Annotated in this window: 11 protein-coding genes and 4 tRNA genes; 10 read left to right on the forward strand and 5 right to left on the reverse strand. The window is 25.2% G+C overall.

Annotation, left to right across the window (positions count from 1 at the left end):
* Positions 1-72: 72 nt before the first annotated feature.
* On the forward strand, positions 73-2,115 hold the full coding sequence (locus tag TGUWTKB_RS00865) for a M3 family metallopeptidase (protein WP_041062606.1): 2,043 nt from the start codon (positions 73-75) through the stop codon (positions 2,113-2,115).
* 74 nt (positions 2,116-2,189) lie between these two features.
* Here the strand turns inward: TGUWTKB_RS00865 and pitA are convergent, their stop codons facing one another.
* A complete protein-coding gene (gene pitA, locus TGUWTKB_RS00870; protein ID WP_041062609.1) occupies positions 2,190-3,683 on the reverse strand; it encodes an inorganic phosphate transporter PitA in 1,494 nt (497 codons plus the stop codon).
* A gap of 343 nt (positions 3,684-4,026) precedes the next feature.
* Between pitA and pfkA the strand changes: the two genes are divergently transcribed.
* The 5 genes from pfkA (at position 4,027) to TGUWTKB_RS00895 (ending at position 6,078) form a co-directional block, all read left to right on the forward strand.
* Positions 4,027-4,989 (forward strand): 6-phosphofructokinase, encoded by a 963-nt coding sequence (gene pfkA, locus TGUWTKB_RS00875; RefSeq protein WP_041062612.1) that lies wholly within the window; start codon positions 4,027-4,029, stop codon positions 4,987-4,989.
* 226 nt (positions 4,990-5,215) lie between these two features.
* Complete coding sequence (gene pgsA, locus TGUWTKB_RS00880; RefSeq protein ID WP_041062614.1) at positions 5,216-5,761, forward strand: CDP-diacylglycerol--glycerol-3-phosphate 3-phosphatidyltransferase; 546 nt, start codon at positions 5,216-5,218, stop codon at positions 5,759-5,761.
* Between the two features lie 65 nt (positions 5,762-5,826).
* Positions 5,827-5,899 (forward strand) — tRNA-Gly (locus TGUWTKB_RS00885).
* A 16-nt stretch (positions 5,900-5,915) separates the two neighbouring features.
* Positions 5,916-5,987 (forward strand) — tRNA-Cys (locus TGUWTKB_RS00890).
* Positions 5,988-5,992: 5 nt separating this feature from the next.
* A tRNA-Leu gene (locus TGUWTKB_RS00895) sits at positions 5,993-6,078 on the forward strand.
* Between the two features lie 159 nt (positions 6,079-6,237).
* On the opposite strand, the gene TGUWTKB_RS00900 is transcribed toward TGUWTKB_RS00895, so the two are convergent.
* The 3 genes from TGUWTKB_RS00900 to purM all read right to left on the reverse strand — a co-directional run bounded on the left by TGUWTKB_RS00900 (position 6,238) and on the right by purM (position 9,676).
* Positions 6,238-6,310 (reverse strand) — tRNA-Asn (locus TGUWTKB_RS00900).
* Positions 6,311-6,387: 77 nt separating this feature from the next.
* Entirely contained in the window at positions 6,388-8,454 is a 2,067-nt protein-coding gene (gene ppk1, locus TGUWTKB_RS00905) for a polyphosphate kinase 1 (RefSeq protein WP_041062618.1), read from the reverse strand.
* Positions 8,455-8,653: 199 nt separating this feature from the next.
* Complete coding sequence (purM, locus tag TGUWTKB_RS00910) at positions 8,654-9,676, reverse strand: phosphoribosylformylglycinamidine cyclo-ligase (RefSeq protein WP_041062621.1); 1,023 nt, start codon at positions 9,674-9,676, stop codon at positions 8,654-8,656.
* Between the two features lie 338 nt (positions 9,677-10,014).
* Between purM and argF the strand changes: the two genes are divergently transcribed.
* Genes argF through TGUWTKB_RS00930 form a run of 4 tightly spaced genes read left to right on the forward strand, consistent with a single transcriptional unit; the run spans position 10,015 to position 12,938 of the window.
* Complete coding sequence (gene argF / locus TGUWTKB_RS00915; RefSeq protein ID WP_041062625.1) at positions 10,015-11,028, forward strand: ornithine carbamoyltransferase; 1,014 nt, start codon at positions 10,015-10,017, stop codon at positions 11,026-11,028.
* Positions 11,029-11,086: 58 nt separating this feature from the next.
* Positions 11,087-12,022, forward strand: a complete 936-nt coding sequence (gene pyrB, locus TGUWTKB_RS00920; protein WP_041062628.1) for an aspartate carbamoyltransferase — start codon at positions 11,087-11,089, stop codon at positions 12,020-12,022.
* Positions 12,023-12,032: 10 nt separating this feature from the next.
* Positions 12,033-12,494, forward strand: coding sequence for an aspartate carbamoyltransferase regulatory subunit (gene pyrI, locus TGUWTKB_RS00925; RefSeq protein ID WP_041062630.1), 462 nt, complete (start codon positions 12,033-12,035; stop codon positions 12,492-12,494).
* A 33-nt stretch (positions 12,495-12,527) separates the two neighbouring features.
* Positions 12,528-12,938: a Rid family detoxifying hydrolase gene (locus tag TGUWTKB_RS00930; RefSeq protein ID WP_041062633.1), complete on the forward strand. Its 411-nt coding sequence runs from the start codon at positions 12,528-12,530 to the stop codon at positions 12,936-12,938.
* Positions 12,939-13,007: 69 nt separating this feature from the next.
* Here the strand turns inward: TGUWTKB_RS00930 and TGUWTKB_RS00935 are convergent, their stop codons facing one another.
* Positions 13,008-14,759: a DEAD/DEAH box helicase gene (locus TGUWTKB_RS00935; protein WP_052459521.1), complete on the reverse strand. Its 1,752-nt coding sequence runs from the start codon at positions 14,757-14,759 to the stop codon at positions 13,008-13,010.
* Positions 14,760-15,181: the final 422 nt, after the last annotated feature.

Here is a 15,181-nt window from a genome sequence, read left to right on the forward strand (position 1 = left end):
CAAAAAATTGCTATTTTTAATAGTTAAAATATTTATTAAATTTTGTATTTTGTTGTTAATAGGAATTAATTTATGCAAAATCCACTTCTACAAAAATGGAGTTTACCCCCATTTTCAAAAATAAAATTAGAACATATGTTAATTGCTATAGAAGCAACATTAAAACATTGTTATTCAATAATAGATCAAATCAATAATGAAAAAAACTTTCCAACATGGGATAACACTTGTCAAGTATTTGAAGAAATTAATGATGATTTATACTCTATTTTTGGTATTATAGAACATCTACACGCAGTAAAAAATAGCAAACCTTTAAGAAAAATTTATCAAAAATCTTTAATTTTAATATCTAATTATCATAATTTTATTTATCAAAATAAAATTTTATATAAAAGATTTTTATTACTAAAAAATAGTGTCAATTGTTATAATATGCTCAATATTGCTCAAAAAAAAGTGTTAAATAATGTCTTAGATAATTTTAAATTGTCTGGTATTGATCTTTTAGAAAAAGAAAAAATTTTGTATAAAAAAATTTATAAAGATATTATAAATTATGAAAACATTTATGAAAACAATGTAATGGATTCTACTAAAAGCTGGAAAAAATTAATATTAGATAAAAAATTATTATCTGGTCTTTCTTCCGATACAATCAATCAAATTGAATTGCAAGCAAAAAAAATTAATGAAAAAGGATGGTTACTTACACTCGATACACAAATTTATCATCAAATTATCAATAATTGTGATAATGAACGTTTACGTAAAGAAATTTATTATTTTTATTCAATTCGTGCTTCTGATGAAAAATTAAATGATAGCAAATGGAACAATAGCAAAATTATTATAAAAATAATTAGTTTACGTCATAAATTATCTCAATTAACTGGATTTCAATCATATGCAGAAAGATCCTTATCAAAAAAAATGATAAAAAATGTTACAGTTGCTACAAATTTCCTGTATGAATTAGCAAAGAAATCTAAAGAAAAAGCAAAAAAAGAAGTTAATGAATTGCTTAAATTTTGTCGTAATAGATACTCTTCTCAAATTAAATTTTTACATCCTTGGAATTTTTATTATTTTAGCGAAAAAAGAAAAAAATACATGTATGGATTAAATGATGAAGAATATCGTCCATACTTTCAAGAAAAATATGTAATTCAAGGTTTTTTTGAAATATTATATAGAATATATGGAATTTTTATTCAAGAAAAGAAAGTAGAAACATGGAATAATGATATACGTTTTTTTCAAGTGTTTGATAAAAAAAATAAAATCGGTGGATTTTATTTAGATTTATATACACGTAAAAATAAGAGAAACGGGGCATGGATGAACGAATGTATAAGCATGATGCGAAAAAAAGATATGAGTGTAAAAAAACCAATAGCTTATGTTGTTTGTAACTTCTCTAAACCTATGATCGGAAAAAAATCTTTATTGAATCACCATGAAATAATTACTTTATTTCATGAACTTGGTCATGCTTTTCATCATATTTTAACTAAAATAGAAATTTCTTCTATATCAGGTATAAAAAATGTACCTTGGGATGTAGTAGAATTACCTAGTCAAATTATGGAATATTGGTGTTGGGAACCAGAAGTATTGAAACTTATTTCAAAACATTATAAAACAGGAAAATCATTACCTGATTCTTTTATATGTAATCTTATAAAATCAAAAAATTATAACTCAGCTCTTTTTATATTACGTCAAGTAGAATTAAGTTTATTTGATTTATTAATTCATAACACGTTTATTCCTGATAATATAAACCAAGTGATTGAACTATTTGAAAACATCAAAAAAGAAATTACTATTTTGCCAATACCTAGTTGGACTAGGTTTATGCATTCGTTTACACATATTTTCTCTGGTGGTTATGGAGCTGGTTATTATAGTTATTTATGGTCTAATATGTTAGCAGCAAACGCTTATGCACGATTTGTAAAAGAAGGTATTTTTAATAGAAAAACAGGAGAAGATTTTATTAAGAATTTTTTACAAAAAGGTGGGTCAGAAAATCCTAAAACAATGTTAGAAAAATTTATTGGTAAAACTCCTAACATAAATCAAATGTTAAAATATTATGGAATTATTTAATAAAGAAAATATTGCAATCAGGAAAACAATAATATCTGTTTTCCTGATATACTTATTTTTATAATGTTTTTAATTTAAATTATTTTTAGTGTGCACCAAAAAAATATACTAGACAAAAATATACAAATAGGAAGAGTAACTATCCAAGCAATAACAATATTTTTAATTGTATTAATTTGTAACCCACCTTTATCTAATAAGATACTACCTACTACAGAAGATGATAAAATATGTGTAGTAGAAACAGGTAAACCAGTATAACTAGCTATACCAATTGATACAGCAGCCGTTAATTGTGCTGACATGCCTTGAGCGTAGGTCATTTTATTTTTACCAATTTTTTCACCAATTGTGACTACTACTCGACGCCATCCAATCATTGTTCCTATACTTAATGCTAATGCTATAGAAAAAATAATCCATATTGGAGCATATTCAACTGTATTAATTAAATCTTTTTTTAAATTTTTAAGAAATTTTTTGTTTTCTATTGAGACGTTCAACGATTTTCTAACTTTTTCTACAACATCAGAAATGCAAAGCAAAAAATGTCTTATTTGTACTCTTTTATCTATAGATAATTCATCATATGAATGTAAGTTTTTTAACAAAACTTTTGTGTTTTTTATTTTTTCTAAAACATCATTATCTTCACATTTTAAAAATAGTTGTTTATTTTGTTTTTTTTGAAAAATAGGTTTGTTATCTTTAATAACAATATTAAATTGAGTAGTATGTTCTTGATAATATTTTTCTAAATGATTAATAGCATCACGAGTTTTTGCTATATCATATCCTGATGCATTCATATTTACAGCAAAACCTCCTGGAACTAAAGTAATGAGAACCAACATTATTAAACCTATACCTTTTTGTCCATCGTTTGCTCCATGAGAATAACTTACTCCCATTGCCGAAATTATTAGCGCAATTCTCGTCCAAAAAGGAGGCTTTTTTTTTCCATCAATTTTTTCACGCATACATGGTGTCATATGAATTCGTGCACGTTTTTTAGTATTACTCCAATAACGACGCAATAAAAGAATTAATGCTCCAGATATTAATAGTCCAAAAATTGGTGAAATAATTAAAGAAAGAAAGATATTAGCAATTTTTTTAAAATTTAAAGCTTCAAAAATAGAATCGCCATTTATAAAAGCATTAGTTAAGCCAATTCCAATGATTGCACCAATTAAGGTATGGGAACTAGAAGCTGGTAGCCCAAAATACCACGTTCCTAAATTCCAAATAATTGCAGCAGACAACATAGAAAAAACCATAGCTAAACTATGATTATAATTTAAATTTAATAATAAATTAGTTGGTAGCATATGCACAATAACATATGCAACACTTAAACCACCAAATAGAACTCCTAAAAAATTAAAAATTCCAGACATAAAAACAGAGAGTTGTGCACGCATCGCTCGAGTATAAATAATAGTCGCAACTGCATTAGATGTATCATGAAAACCGTTAATTGCTTCATAAAATAAAACAAAAAAAAGAGCAATAAACAATAATAAACTTGTACTTAAATTCAAATGGGAAAAAAATGAATTCAACATAGTAATTACGCCATTTTAAAAAAACTATTATAATTTTAAACTTATAAAAATAAAAATTTTACTAACTTTTTATTGCTATAAAAATTAATTATTGAAAAAGTACTATTTTTGTATAAAGATAAAACTATTCGTATCAACATTAAATGTTACTTAAATGATATTTAACATATTTTATTAATTTAACAAAAAATAATTATAAGAATATATTAAAAATATTACTATTTAAAATAACTTATAAAACTTTATAAAAAATTTTTATAAATGTAACTAACTTAAAATATATTAATAAATTTTTAAAAAAGTAATTATTAATTCAATTTTATAAAACAGGTAATAAATTATTATGATTAAAACAGTTGGCGTATTAACAAGTGGCGGTGATTCTCCAGGAATGAATGCTGCAATTAGAGGAGTTGTACGTTGTGCAATACAAGAAAACTTAAAAGTATACGGTATTTATGATGGATATTTGGGACTTTACGAAAACAGAATGATAAATTTAAATCGATATAGCGTATCTGATGTTATTAATAAAGGAGGAACGTTTCTTGGCTCTGCTCGTTTTCCTGAATTTTGTTATAAAGAAATACGAAACGTTGCAGTGAACAATCTGAAAAATAAAAACATTGATGCGTTAGTAGTAATTGGTGGGGATGGAACCTATATTGGTGCTAAACGCTTAACTGAAATGGGTTTTCCTTGTATTGGTTTACCTGGAACTATTGATAACGATGTTGCAGGAACTGATTATAGCATTGGTTATTTTACTGCTTTACAAACTGTAGTTGAAGCTATTGATCGTCTTCGTGATACATCTTCTTCGCATCAAAGAATTTCTATTGTAGAAGTAATGGGCAGATGTTGTGGTGATTTAACTTTAGCATCAGCAATTGCAGGTGGATGTGAATATATTGTTTTACCTGAAGTTTCTTATTCAAAGGAAGAATTATTATTAGAAATAAAAGCAGGAATTTCTAAAGGAAAAAAACATGCTATTGTAGTTATTACAGAACATATATGTAATATAGAAGACTTAGCTCATTATATTGAATTAAATACGAAACGTGAAACACGAGCTACGGTTTTAGGATATATTCAAAGAGGAGGATCTCCATGTGCATATGATAGAATTCTTGCTTCAAGAATGGGTGTATATGCAATTGAATTATTATTGCAAGGGCATGGTGGAAAATGTATAGGTATAAAGAACGAAAAAATGGTATATCATGATATAATTGATGCTATTAAAAATATGAATCGTTCTTTTAAAAAAGAATGGTTAGAAATTGCAAAAAAGCTTTATTAGCAAAATTTTTAAAAAAAATATTTTATTCATTGACTATTATAATATGTAAAACTATAATAAAAATTCAGCTTTTTATTAATTATTTTTTCTAGTTTTATAAAGTATATTAGCATTAACATTTTATTAAAAATCAATCAAATTTTATTTTATTATATCTTTAATATTAAAAAGATAAAAAAAACACGTATACCAGACTAATTTATTTTAAAAAGATACTGACTGGCATATGCAAATTAATATTCCAACATACATTACTTTTTTTCGTATAGCTCTTATTCCTTTTTTTGTTTTAACGTTTTATTTACCCTTTACATGGGCAAAACTTGCGACAATATTAATATTTAGTTTAGCAGCTATTACAGATTGGATGGATGGTTTTTTAGCACGTTATTTAAAACAAATAACTCATTTTGGAACTTTATTTGATCCAGTTGCTGATAAAATAATTGTAACTATTACTTTCTTTTTAATTGTTGAACACTTTCATTCATTATTTGTGACAATACCATCTGCTATTATTCTTATTAGAGAAATTATTGTTTCTGCTTTACGAGAATGGATGGCTGACGTTGGAAAAAGAAAGGTAATTGCTGTTTTTTGGATGAGCAAAATAAAAACATTTATACAAATGTTATCATTAATAATTTTACTTGCTCGCCCAAATAATTTTGATATAATGTTTTCTGTTGGTATATTTTTTTTATATATTTCTGCATTTATTACTGTTTTTTCAATGTGCATATACTTAAAGACAACATTTAGACATTTATAAGAAATAATTTATTGACTGCGATTATTTGAATGGTAAAATAAAATATATTAGAAAATATATAGAATGCGGGAATAGCTCAGTTGGTAGAGTACGACCTTGCCAAGGTCGGGGTCGCGAGTTCAAATCTCGTTTCCCGCTCAATTATTATAACAATGGCGCGTTGGCAGAGGGGTTTATGCAGCGGATTGCAAATCCGTTTAGCTCGGTTCAATTCCGAGACGCGCCTATTAAGCCCAGGTGGTGGAACTTGGTAGACACAAGGGACTTAAAATCCCTCGGCTTTTTAAGCTGTGCGGGTTCAAATCCCGCCCCGGGCATATTAATTAAGCAGAATTTTGATATATTTATTAACACAAAGAAGCAGAATTAGGATCAATTTCTAAAGGGAAGGATAAATAATTTTTATAAAATAAAATTGAAAATTTCCAATGATCATTGGAAAGCTTTTTGATAAATTTTTCGTCTTAAAAAATTTGCTCCTCCGACTGGGCTCGAACCAGTGACATACGGATTAACAGTCCGCCGTTCTACCAACTGAACTACAGAGGAATAATATCAAAAATCTCTATTATAATAACAATTTTGTTTTTTTTGTCAACTAATATTGCTGAATAAGTGCTAAAAATTTATTTGTTGTTAAAATTTTTCTTAATATATTTATAAATGCTAATTTGTGCTCTTACTTTATGATTTTTTCCTCTTAATACATATTTGTTACTCATTTCTTTATCAAGAATACGAGCCTTAACAGTATCACTAAATAAAATTTTAACAATATCTAAAATTTGATTTTTAATGCGATTATCAAGTATAGAAACAGCTACTTCTATGCGATAATCAATATTACGTGTCATCCAGTCAGCAGATGAAATAAATACTTTTTTGTTTCCTTTGTTCTCAAAAGCATAAATACGATCATGTTCAAGATAACGATCAATAATACTGATTGCATAAATATTTTCACTGATTCCTTTTAATTGAGGAATTAATGAACACATACTCCTCACTAATAAATAAACTTTTACTCCTGCTTTTGACGCCTTATATAATCTATTAATTAAACCTTGATCAGATAAATTATTTAATTTTAATATAATAGATGCTTTATAACCTTTTTTTGCAAAGTTAATTTCGTTATCTATTAATTGATATAGTTTATTTCTTGAATTTTGAGGAGAAACTATTAAATAATCAAATTGAACTGGACGATAAGGATTTTCAATAAAATGAAAAACTTTACGTACCTCATTAGTGATTCTAGAATCAGCAGTTAATAATGAATAATCAGTATAAGATTTAGCTGTTTTTTCATTGAAATTTCCTGTTCCTATATGAGCATAATGTACAATTTGTTCTTTCTCTCGACGAGAAATTAAAAAAAGCTTAGCATGTATTTTTAACCCAGGAGCAGAAAAAATAACGTGCACACCTGCTTCTGTTAGTTGTTTTGCCCAATTTATATTAGCAGCTTCATCAAATCTTGCTTGTAGCTCAACAACTACAGTTACTTTTTTTCCATTATATGCAGAATGAATAATAGAGTTAATTATTCGTGAATTTCTTGCTACTCGATAAATATTAATTTTAATAGCAATAACATGAGGATCAAACGAAGCTTGTTGTAGTAATTCTAAAACATGTTCAAAAGTATGATATGGATAATATAATATTATATCTCTCTTTCTAATAGCATTAAATTTATTACGAAATTTACGAAAATCAATATGATGAATTTGAGGTAAAAATGGATTGATTATTTTTTTTTTTAATATACTTGGAAATTTTATAAAATCTTTAAAATTATGATATCGATTTCCAGGTAGAATTGAATCGTAATTAGAAAGAGAAAGTTTATGACATAAAAGTTTAATCATATCTAATGGCATATCTTTTTGATATATAAAACGTACTGGTTTAGCTGTCAAGCGTTTTTTTAAACTGGAAGACATTAGTTCAATCAAACTAGACTCCATTTCTGCAACTAAATCATATTCTGCATCACGTGTAATTTTTATAGAATAAGCATTTATTTGATCATAATCAAAAAAGCTTTTAAATATATCTTCTAAAAAATAGCGTATAATATTATCTAATAAAATGATAGGTTTATTTCTAAATGGAGCTTTTGTTCTTAATAAAATAAACCTAGATATTTTATCTGAAGGAATCTCAATTAAAGCATAACGTATTTTTTTATCTAAATTCTTTATAATTTCAATTGCTAAATAAGTGTAATCATCTTTTAAAAACTTAGTTAAATTAGTATCATCATTAATAATAATCGGTATTATGTATTTCTTTAATTGATTATTAAAATACTTATGTAACCATTTTTTTTGATTATGTGACAGTTGATTTTCATTAATTAAAAAAATTTGATTACGTGCCATTTCTAATAACAAATTGTTATAAAGTAAATTAAATTTTTTATCAGAAAGTAAAACTTTTTCTTGTATTTTTTCTAATAAACAATTGTTAAAATTGCATGGAGATTGTTCTTCTTTGATAAGAATATTACGTTTAAGTTCAGAAAAACGCACTTTATAAAATTCGTCTAAATTGTTTGAATATATTCCTAAAAAATATAATCGTTCTAGCAAATCATTTTTTTTATCTGCTACTTCCTGTAATACTCTTTCATTGAAAGATAACCAGCTTAGTTCTTTTTCTAAATATTGTTTTTTTTGAATCATCTATTACTCATTTACTCTACAAATATTAATCATAAAAATGAATATTTTTGATTGATATTTATTAAAAATTTACAACTATATTAATATAGTTATTTTTGCTAAAAAAACATTAAAGTAGTAGTTAGTAATAAAAACATTTATCAAATAAAAAACAGTAAATAGTTATTAAAAAATCTATATGAATTTAATTTTTGATTAATTAAGTAATAATTATTCTTTTTTCAGAAGAAGCAAGTTTAACCATTCCTATTTCAAATATTTTTTCATTTATTGATTTACCAATATTTATTAATTTTTTTACTTCATTTTTATTAACAATAATTATCATTCCAATGCCACAATTAAATGTACGATACATTTCATTATTAGAAATGTCACCTATTTTTTTTAACCACGTAAAAATATTAGGCCATTTCCATTTTTTTTGATTAATAATAGCTTGTGTGTTAATAGGTAAAACTCTAGGTATATTTTCAATTAAACCTCCTCCAGTAATATGAGCTATTGCATTAATTTTTACATTATTTTCAATTAATTTATGAATAATTTTTACGTAAATTTTTGTAGGATTTAGTAATATTTTTTTTAATAAATGTTTTTTTATTGTTGTAGTATTTATATCTATATTACAGTCTTTTATTATTTTTCTAACTAAAGAGTATCCGTTTGAATGTAATCCATTTGATTGTAAAGCTAATATGATATCACCGTTTTTGACGTTTTTTTTATTAATTATTTTAGATTTTTCAACTATTCCTACACTAAATCCTGCTAAATCAAAATCTTTATTTTGATAAAGATCAGGCATTTCTGCTGTTTCACCTCCTACTAAAGAGCAATTAGATTCTATACAACCTTTAGAAATTCCATCAATAATTTTTTCAGCAATTGTTATGTTTAGTTTACTTACAGAATAATAATCAAGAAAAAATAGTGGTTTAGCACCATATGTTAGTAAATCGTTAACGCACATTGCTACTAAATCAATTCCAATTGAATCATACTTATTCAATAAAGAAGTAAAACATAATTTAGTACCAACTCCATCAGTACTAGAAACTAAAATTGGTTCACAATATCCTTTAGGAATTTGAAAAAGTGAACTAAAGTTTCCAAAATCACTAAAAGATTCTTTTTTTTTAGTTATATTAACAATTTTTTTAATTCTTTTAATAAATTTTTTTGCGGTATCAATATTTACGCCTGCATTTTTATAAGTCATGTTTTTATACAAAGTTTAATCCCTTTTATAAAAAATTAAAGATTCTAATAACAATATAAATATTTATTAAACTAATTTTTTTAAATTGCATTATAATTAATTTAAAATTAAATGATTATAGTTGAAATTTATAAAAATAAGCAAATAAGATCTTAATAGAATAAAAAATAGTTATAATTACACATTGATATTAAGATTATTTACTTTATAAGTATAAAACATGCAGGCAAATAAAAATAAAAAATTATTTTTCATAAAAAAATTTTTATAAATTTACAAAAATTTTTATAAAATAAATTGCTTAAAGGTTTTTTATATTTTTTTGGAAAAAATTTCATATGAATACATTTTATAAACGTCATTTTCTTAGATTATTACAATTTAATGCACAAGAAATTCAATACTTAATTGATCTTGCTTTTAAATTAAAAAAAGCTAAAAAAAAGAATCAAGAAATTCAATATTTAACAAGAAAAAATCTTGCATTAATTTTTGAAAAGGATTCTACTCGTACTAGATGTGCTTTCGAAGTAGCTGCATATGATCAAGGTGCAAATGTAACTTATCTAGGACCCATTGGCAATCAAATTAATTATAAAGAATCAATAAAAGACACTGCACGTGTATTAGGTAAAATGTATGATGGTATTCAATATAGAGGATTTAAACAAATTCAATTAAAAATTTTATCTAATTATGCTGAAATTCCTGTATGGAACGGATTAACAAATGATTTTCATCCTACACAAATTCTTTCAGATTTGTTAACTATGCAAGAATATTTACCAGAAAAAAAAATTAAAAACATCACTTTATCATATATTGGAGATGCAAGCAATAATATAAGTAACAGTATGCTTGAAGCAGCTGCTTTATTTGGTATGAATTTTAGATTAATTTCACCTAAATTTTGTTGGCCTAAAAAAAGATTATTTAATATTTGTAGTATATTAGCAAAAAAAAATGGAGGTAATATTAAATTAACAGAAAATATTGCTGAAGGAGTTATAGGATCAGATTTTATATATACAGATGTTTGGATATCAATGGGAGAAAATAAAAGTTTTTGGGAAAAAAAAATTAATTTTTTACGACATTATCAAGTTAATAAAAATGTGTTAGCACTTACTTATAATCCTAATGTAAAATTTTTGCACTGCTTGCCAGCTTTTCACAATAAAGAAACCGAATTAGGAGCGAAATTAATGAAAAAATATTGTTTAACGGAAGGAATGGAAGTAACAAATAACGTTTTTGAATCTAAAAATAGTATAGTTTTTGAACAAGCAGCAAATAGGATACATGTTGTTAAAGCAATAATGTTATCTACATTATTAAAAAATTCTTTCTAAATAAATATTATTTTCAATAAAAAAATTAAAACATTTTTAATAAAAGGTTATACATCGAATGATTCATTCGTTATATCGAAAACATGTCATTTCTATTAATGATTTTAGTAAAGAAGAAATAAAATTAGTTTTAAAAACAGCTAAAAAATTAAAATATCAAAGATACCAAGATTTATTGAAATATGATGTTATTGCTAGTTGTTTTTTTGAAGCTTCAACACGCACAAGACTTTCTTTTGAAACTGCAATCCATCGATTAGGAGCTTCAGTTGTTGGTTTTGATGATGATAATAATACTTCTATGAAGAAAAAAGGTGAAAGTCTTGCTGATACAATTTCAGTTATTAGCACTTATGTAGACGCAATTATTATACGTCACCCATTAGAAGGTGCAGCACGTTTTGCAACAAATTTCTCTAAAAATATTCCAATTATTAATGCAGGTGATGGATCAAATCAACATCCAACGCAAACTCTTTTAGATCTTTTTACTATTATGGAAACACAAAGTAGATTACATAACTTAAACATAGCAATGGTAGGTGATTTAAAATATGGCCGTACTGTACATTCTTTAACACAAGCGTTATCAAAATTTGAAAATAATCATTTTTTTTTTATTTCTCCTGACGCATTATCCATGCCTACTTATATAACTGATATGCTTTATGAAAAAAATATTGTATGGAAAAAAAATTTATCCTTAGAAGAAGTTATACCTAAATTAGATATTTTATATATGACAAGATTGCAAAAAGAAAGATTAGATTCATCTGAATATGCTAATATAAAAGAACAACTTATATTAAGAGCATCTGATTTAAAAAATGCTAAAAATAGCATGAAAGTTATGCACCCATTACCACGAATTGATGAAATTAAAACTGATGTTGATAATACACCTCAAGCATGGTATTTTGAGCAAGCTAAAAATGGAGTTTTTGTACGTCAAGCTTTGTTAATACTAACTTTAAGAAAAAAAATAATGTTGTAAAAATAACTTTATGCAAGATAAAAAACTTCAAGTAGAAGCAATAAAATGTGGGACTGTTATTGATCATATCCCTGCAAGAAAAGGTTTTAAATTATTATCACTTTTTCGTTTTACTGAAACTCATAAACGTATTACAATTGGTTTAAATCTACCTTCATATATTATGGGGGTAAAAGATTTAATTAAAATTGAAAATACTTTTTTAAATAATGATCAAATTAATCAACTTGCTATATTTTCTTCACGAACAACAGTAAATTGTATATCAGAATATAAAGTTGTAACAAAAATTAAACCAATTTTACCAAAATTTATTGAATGGTTATTAATATGTCCAAATATTAATTGTATTAGTCGTGTAGAATCAATATATTCTTGTTTCTTAATAAGAAAAAAAATGAATAAGGTGTACTTGCTTTGTAAGTATTGTGAGAAAGAATTTTTTTATCAGATAGTTATGAATTATTTATAATATTTTATATACAAAAAATTTATGGTATAAACTATGTCCAATTTTATTATTAGTACAGATAATGCACCAAAAGCTATTGGACCTTATGTTCAAGGTTTAGATTTAGGTCAATTTGTTATCATTTCTGGTCAAATACCAGTAGATCCGAAAACTAATACTATTCCCAATAAAATAGAAGATCAGGTTTGTTTATCTTTAAATAATATAAAGGCAATATTAGAAAAAGCAAAACTAAAAGTAAATAACATTGTTAAAATTAAAATTTTTATGATAAATCTTAATGATTTTGAGATAATGAATAAAAAATATCAACAATTTTTTTTAAAACATAAAGCAACTTATCCTGTCCGTTCATGTGTAGAAGTTTCACGATTACCAAAAGATGTAAAGATCGAAATTGAAGCTACTGCGGTACGTTTTTTATCTCAATTTAAAGAGTATTAATAATTTTAAAAAAAACTAAACAGGACAATCAAATGTCCTGTTATTAATAAATATCAAAATATGTTTTTTTTAATTTATTTTAATATTTTTAAAATTATTATTTCGATTGTTATACTCGTGATTAGAACGTTTAATTTTATTTTTTTCAAAAATACGACGATTATATACACGATTTTTAAAATTTTTCAGATTACTGTCTTGAATTTTTGATTCACTCAATAACTTTATATTTATTGGTTTATTAAAGATACGAATTCTAGCAAAATTTTTTAAAATATTATTAGATTTTCCTTGTGGTAACTCAATTGTAGAGTGAGTATTAAATAATTTAATATTTCCAATAGATCGATTATTCATATCAGCTTCATTTGTAATAGCACCAACAATATGACGCACTTCTACCCCATCATTTCTTCCAATTTCAATACGATAAATATCCATTTTTCTTTGATTCTTACGAAAATCATAATTTGTTTTTCGTTCCCGACGTTGAAAATATAAAGAATCAGGAGGTAAAATTAGTGGACGTTCACCTTGTGCAATTTTTAGTAATGCAGCAGCCAAAATTTTAATATCTAAATCTTTTGTAGGTGATAGCCGTTCTAAAAGTTTGCAGTATTTTTCTAAATCACTGCTTTCAAGTTGCTTTTCTATGCGTATTGAAAATTTCTTTTGACGACAAGTACTTAATAAATTAGCATCAGGTAATTTTGCTTCTGAAATTTTAACTTTCATAATACGTTCAATGTTGATTAGCAATCGTCTTTCACGATTTTCAACAAATAACAATGCACGACCTGCACGACCTGCTCTTCCGGTACGCCCAATTCTATGAACATAAGATTCTGCATCTAATGGGATATCATAATTAATTACTAGACTAATACGTTCAACATCTAAACCACGAGCAGCTACGTCGGTAGCAATTAAAATATCTAAATTTCCGTTTCTTAAACGCTCCAAAGTTTTTTCACGAAGAATTTGATTCATATCACCATTAAGAGGTGCGCTATTATATCCATTTTTTTCCAATACCTCATTAACTTCTAAAGTCATACTCTTCGTACGTACAAAAATAATTGCTGCATCAAAATTTTCTACTTCAAGAAATCTCATCAAAGCATTTTTTTTGCAACCATATACATACCAATAAGATTGGCTAATATCTGGTCTAGTAGTTAAATTTGATTTTATCCTGATTTCTTGAGGGTTTTTCATAAAACGTCGAGTAATCCTTAAAATAGGATCTGGCATAGTAGCAGAAAAAAGTGCTGTTTGATGATCTTTAGGTAATTTTGACATAATTGATTCTACATCTTCAATAAAACCCATACGTAACATTTCATCTGCTTCATCTAAAATTAAACCAGTTAAATTTGAAAAAACTAAGGTTCCTCTTTTTAAATGATCTAAAAGACGTCCTGGAGTACCGACAACTACTTGAGGCCCATATCGTAACGCTCGTAACTGTATATCATAACGTTGTCCTCCGTATAGAGCAAGCACACGAATATGATTCATATTTTTTGAGAAATCATTAAAAGCTTCAGATACTTGCAAAGCTAACTCTCTAGTTGGAGTAAGAACTAAAATTTGAGGAGATTTTAACAACGGATCTATTTTGTTTAACATAGGTAGTGAAAAAGCAGCTGTTTTTCCACTTCCAGTTTGAGCCATTCCTAAAACATCACGTCCTGATAAAAGATATGGAATACAGGCTGATTGAATAGGAGATGGTTTAATATATCCAATATCTTTTAAAACTGATAAAATGGACTGTTTAAGTCCTAAATCAGTAAAATTGATTTGCATATTAGTCATGTAGTACTTTATGCCTCTTGATTTCAAGAACTAGTCTCTATTTTTTTTAATTGTAAAGAATAGTTTTAACTATAAAATTAAAATAATAATTATGTTGTTTTAAATTTTTATAATGAATTAATTGAAAAAATGAAATAACTTTTTTTAAAACACTATATTGAATTTTAAATTATAATATTCGAATAGAAATAAATAGTTAAAAAATAAATACTACTAATCATATTTTAATAAAATACTCGATAAACAAATAAATTTAACTATTTTTATTTCTACTATTCAATTTTATATTAAAATTTTATAAGCGAGTTTAATGTAAAAAAATATTTACATTATTTTAAAATTTTATTATATGAATAAGAATAAGAGAGAATGATGAAAATTATAAATTAATTTAATATTTATACTATATTAAGCAAATCTTG

Origin of the sequence: Candidatus Tachikawaea gelatinosa, from assembly GCF_000828815.1 — a bacterium.
In the GTDB taxonomy this organism is placed as follows: domain Bacteria; phylum Pseudomonadota; class Gammaproteobacteria; order Enterobacterales; family Enterobacteriaceae; genus Tachikawaea; species Tachikawaea gelatinosa.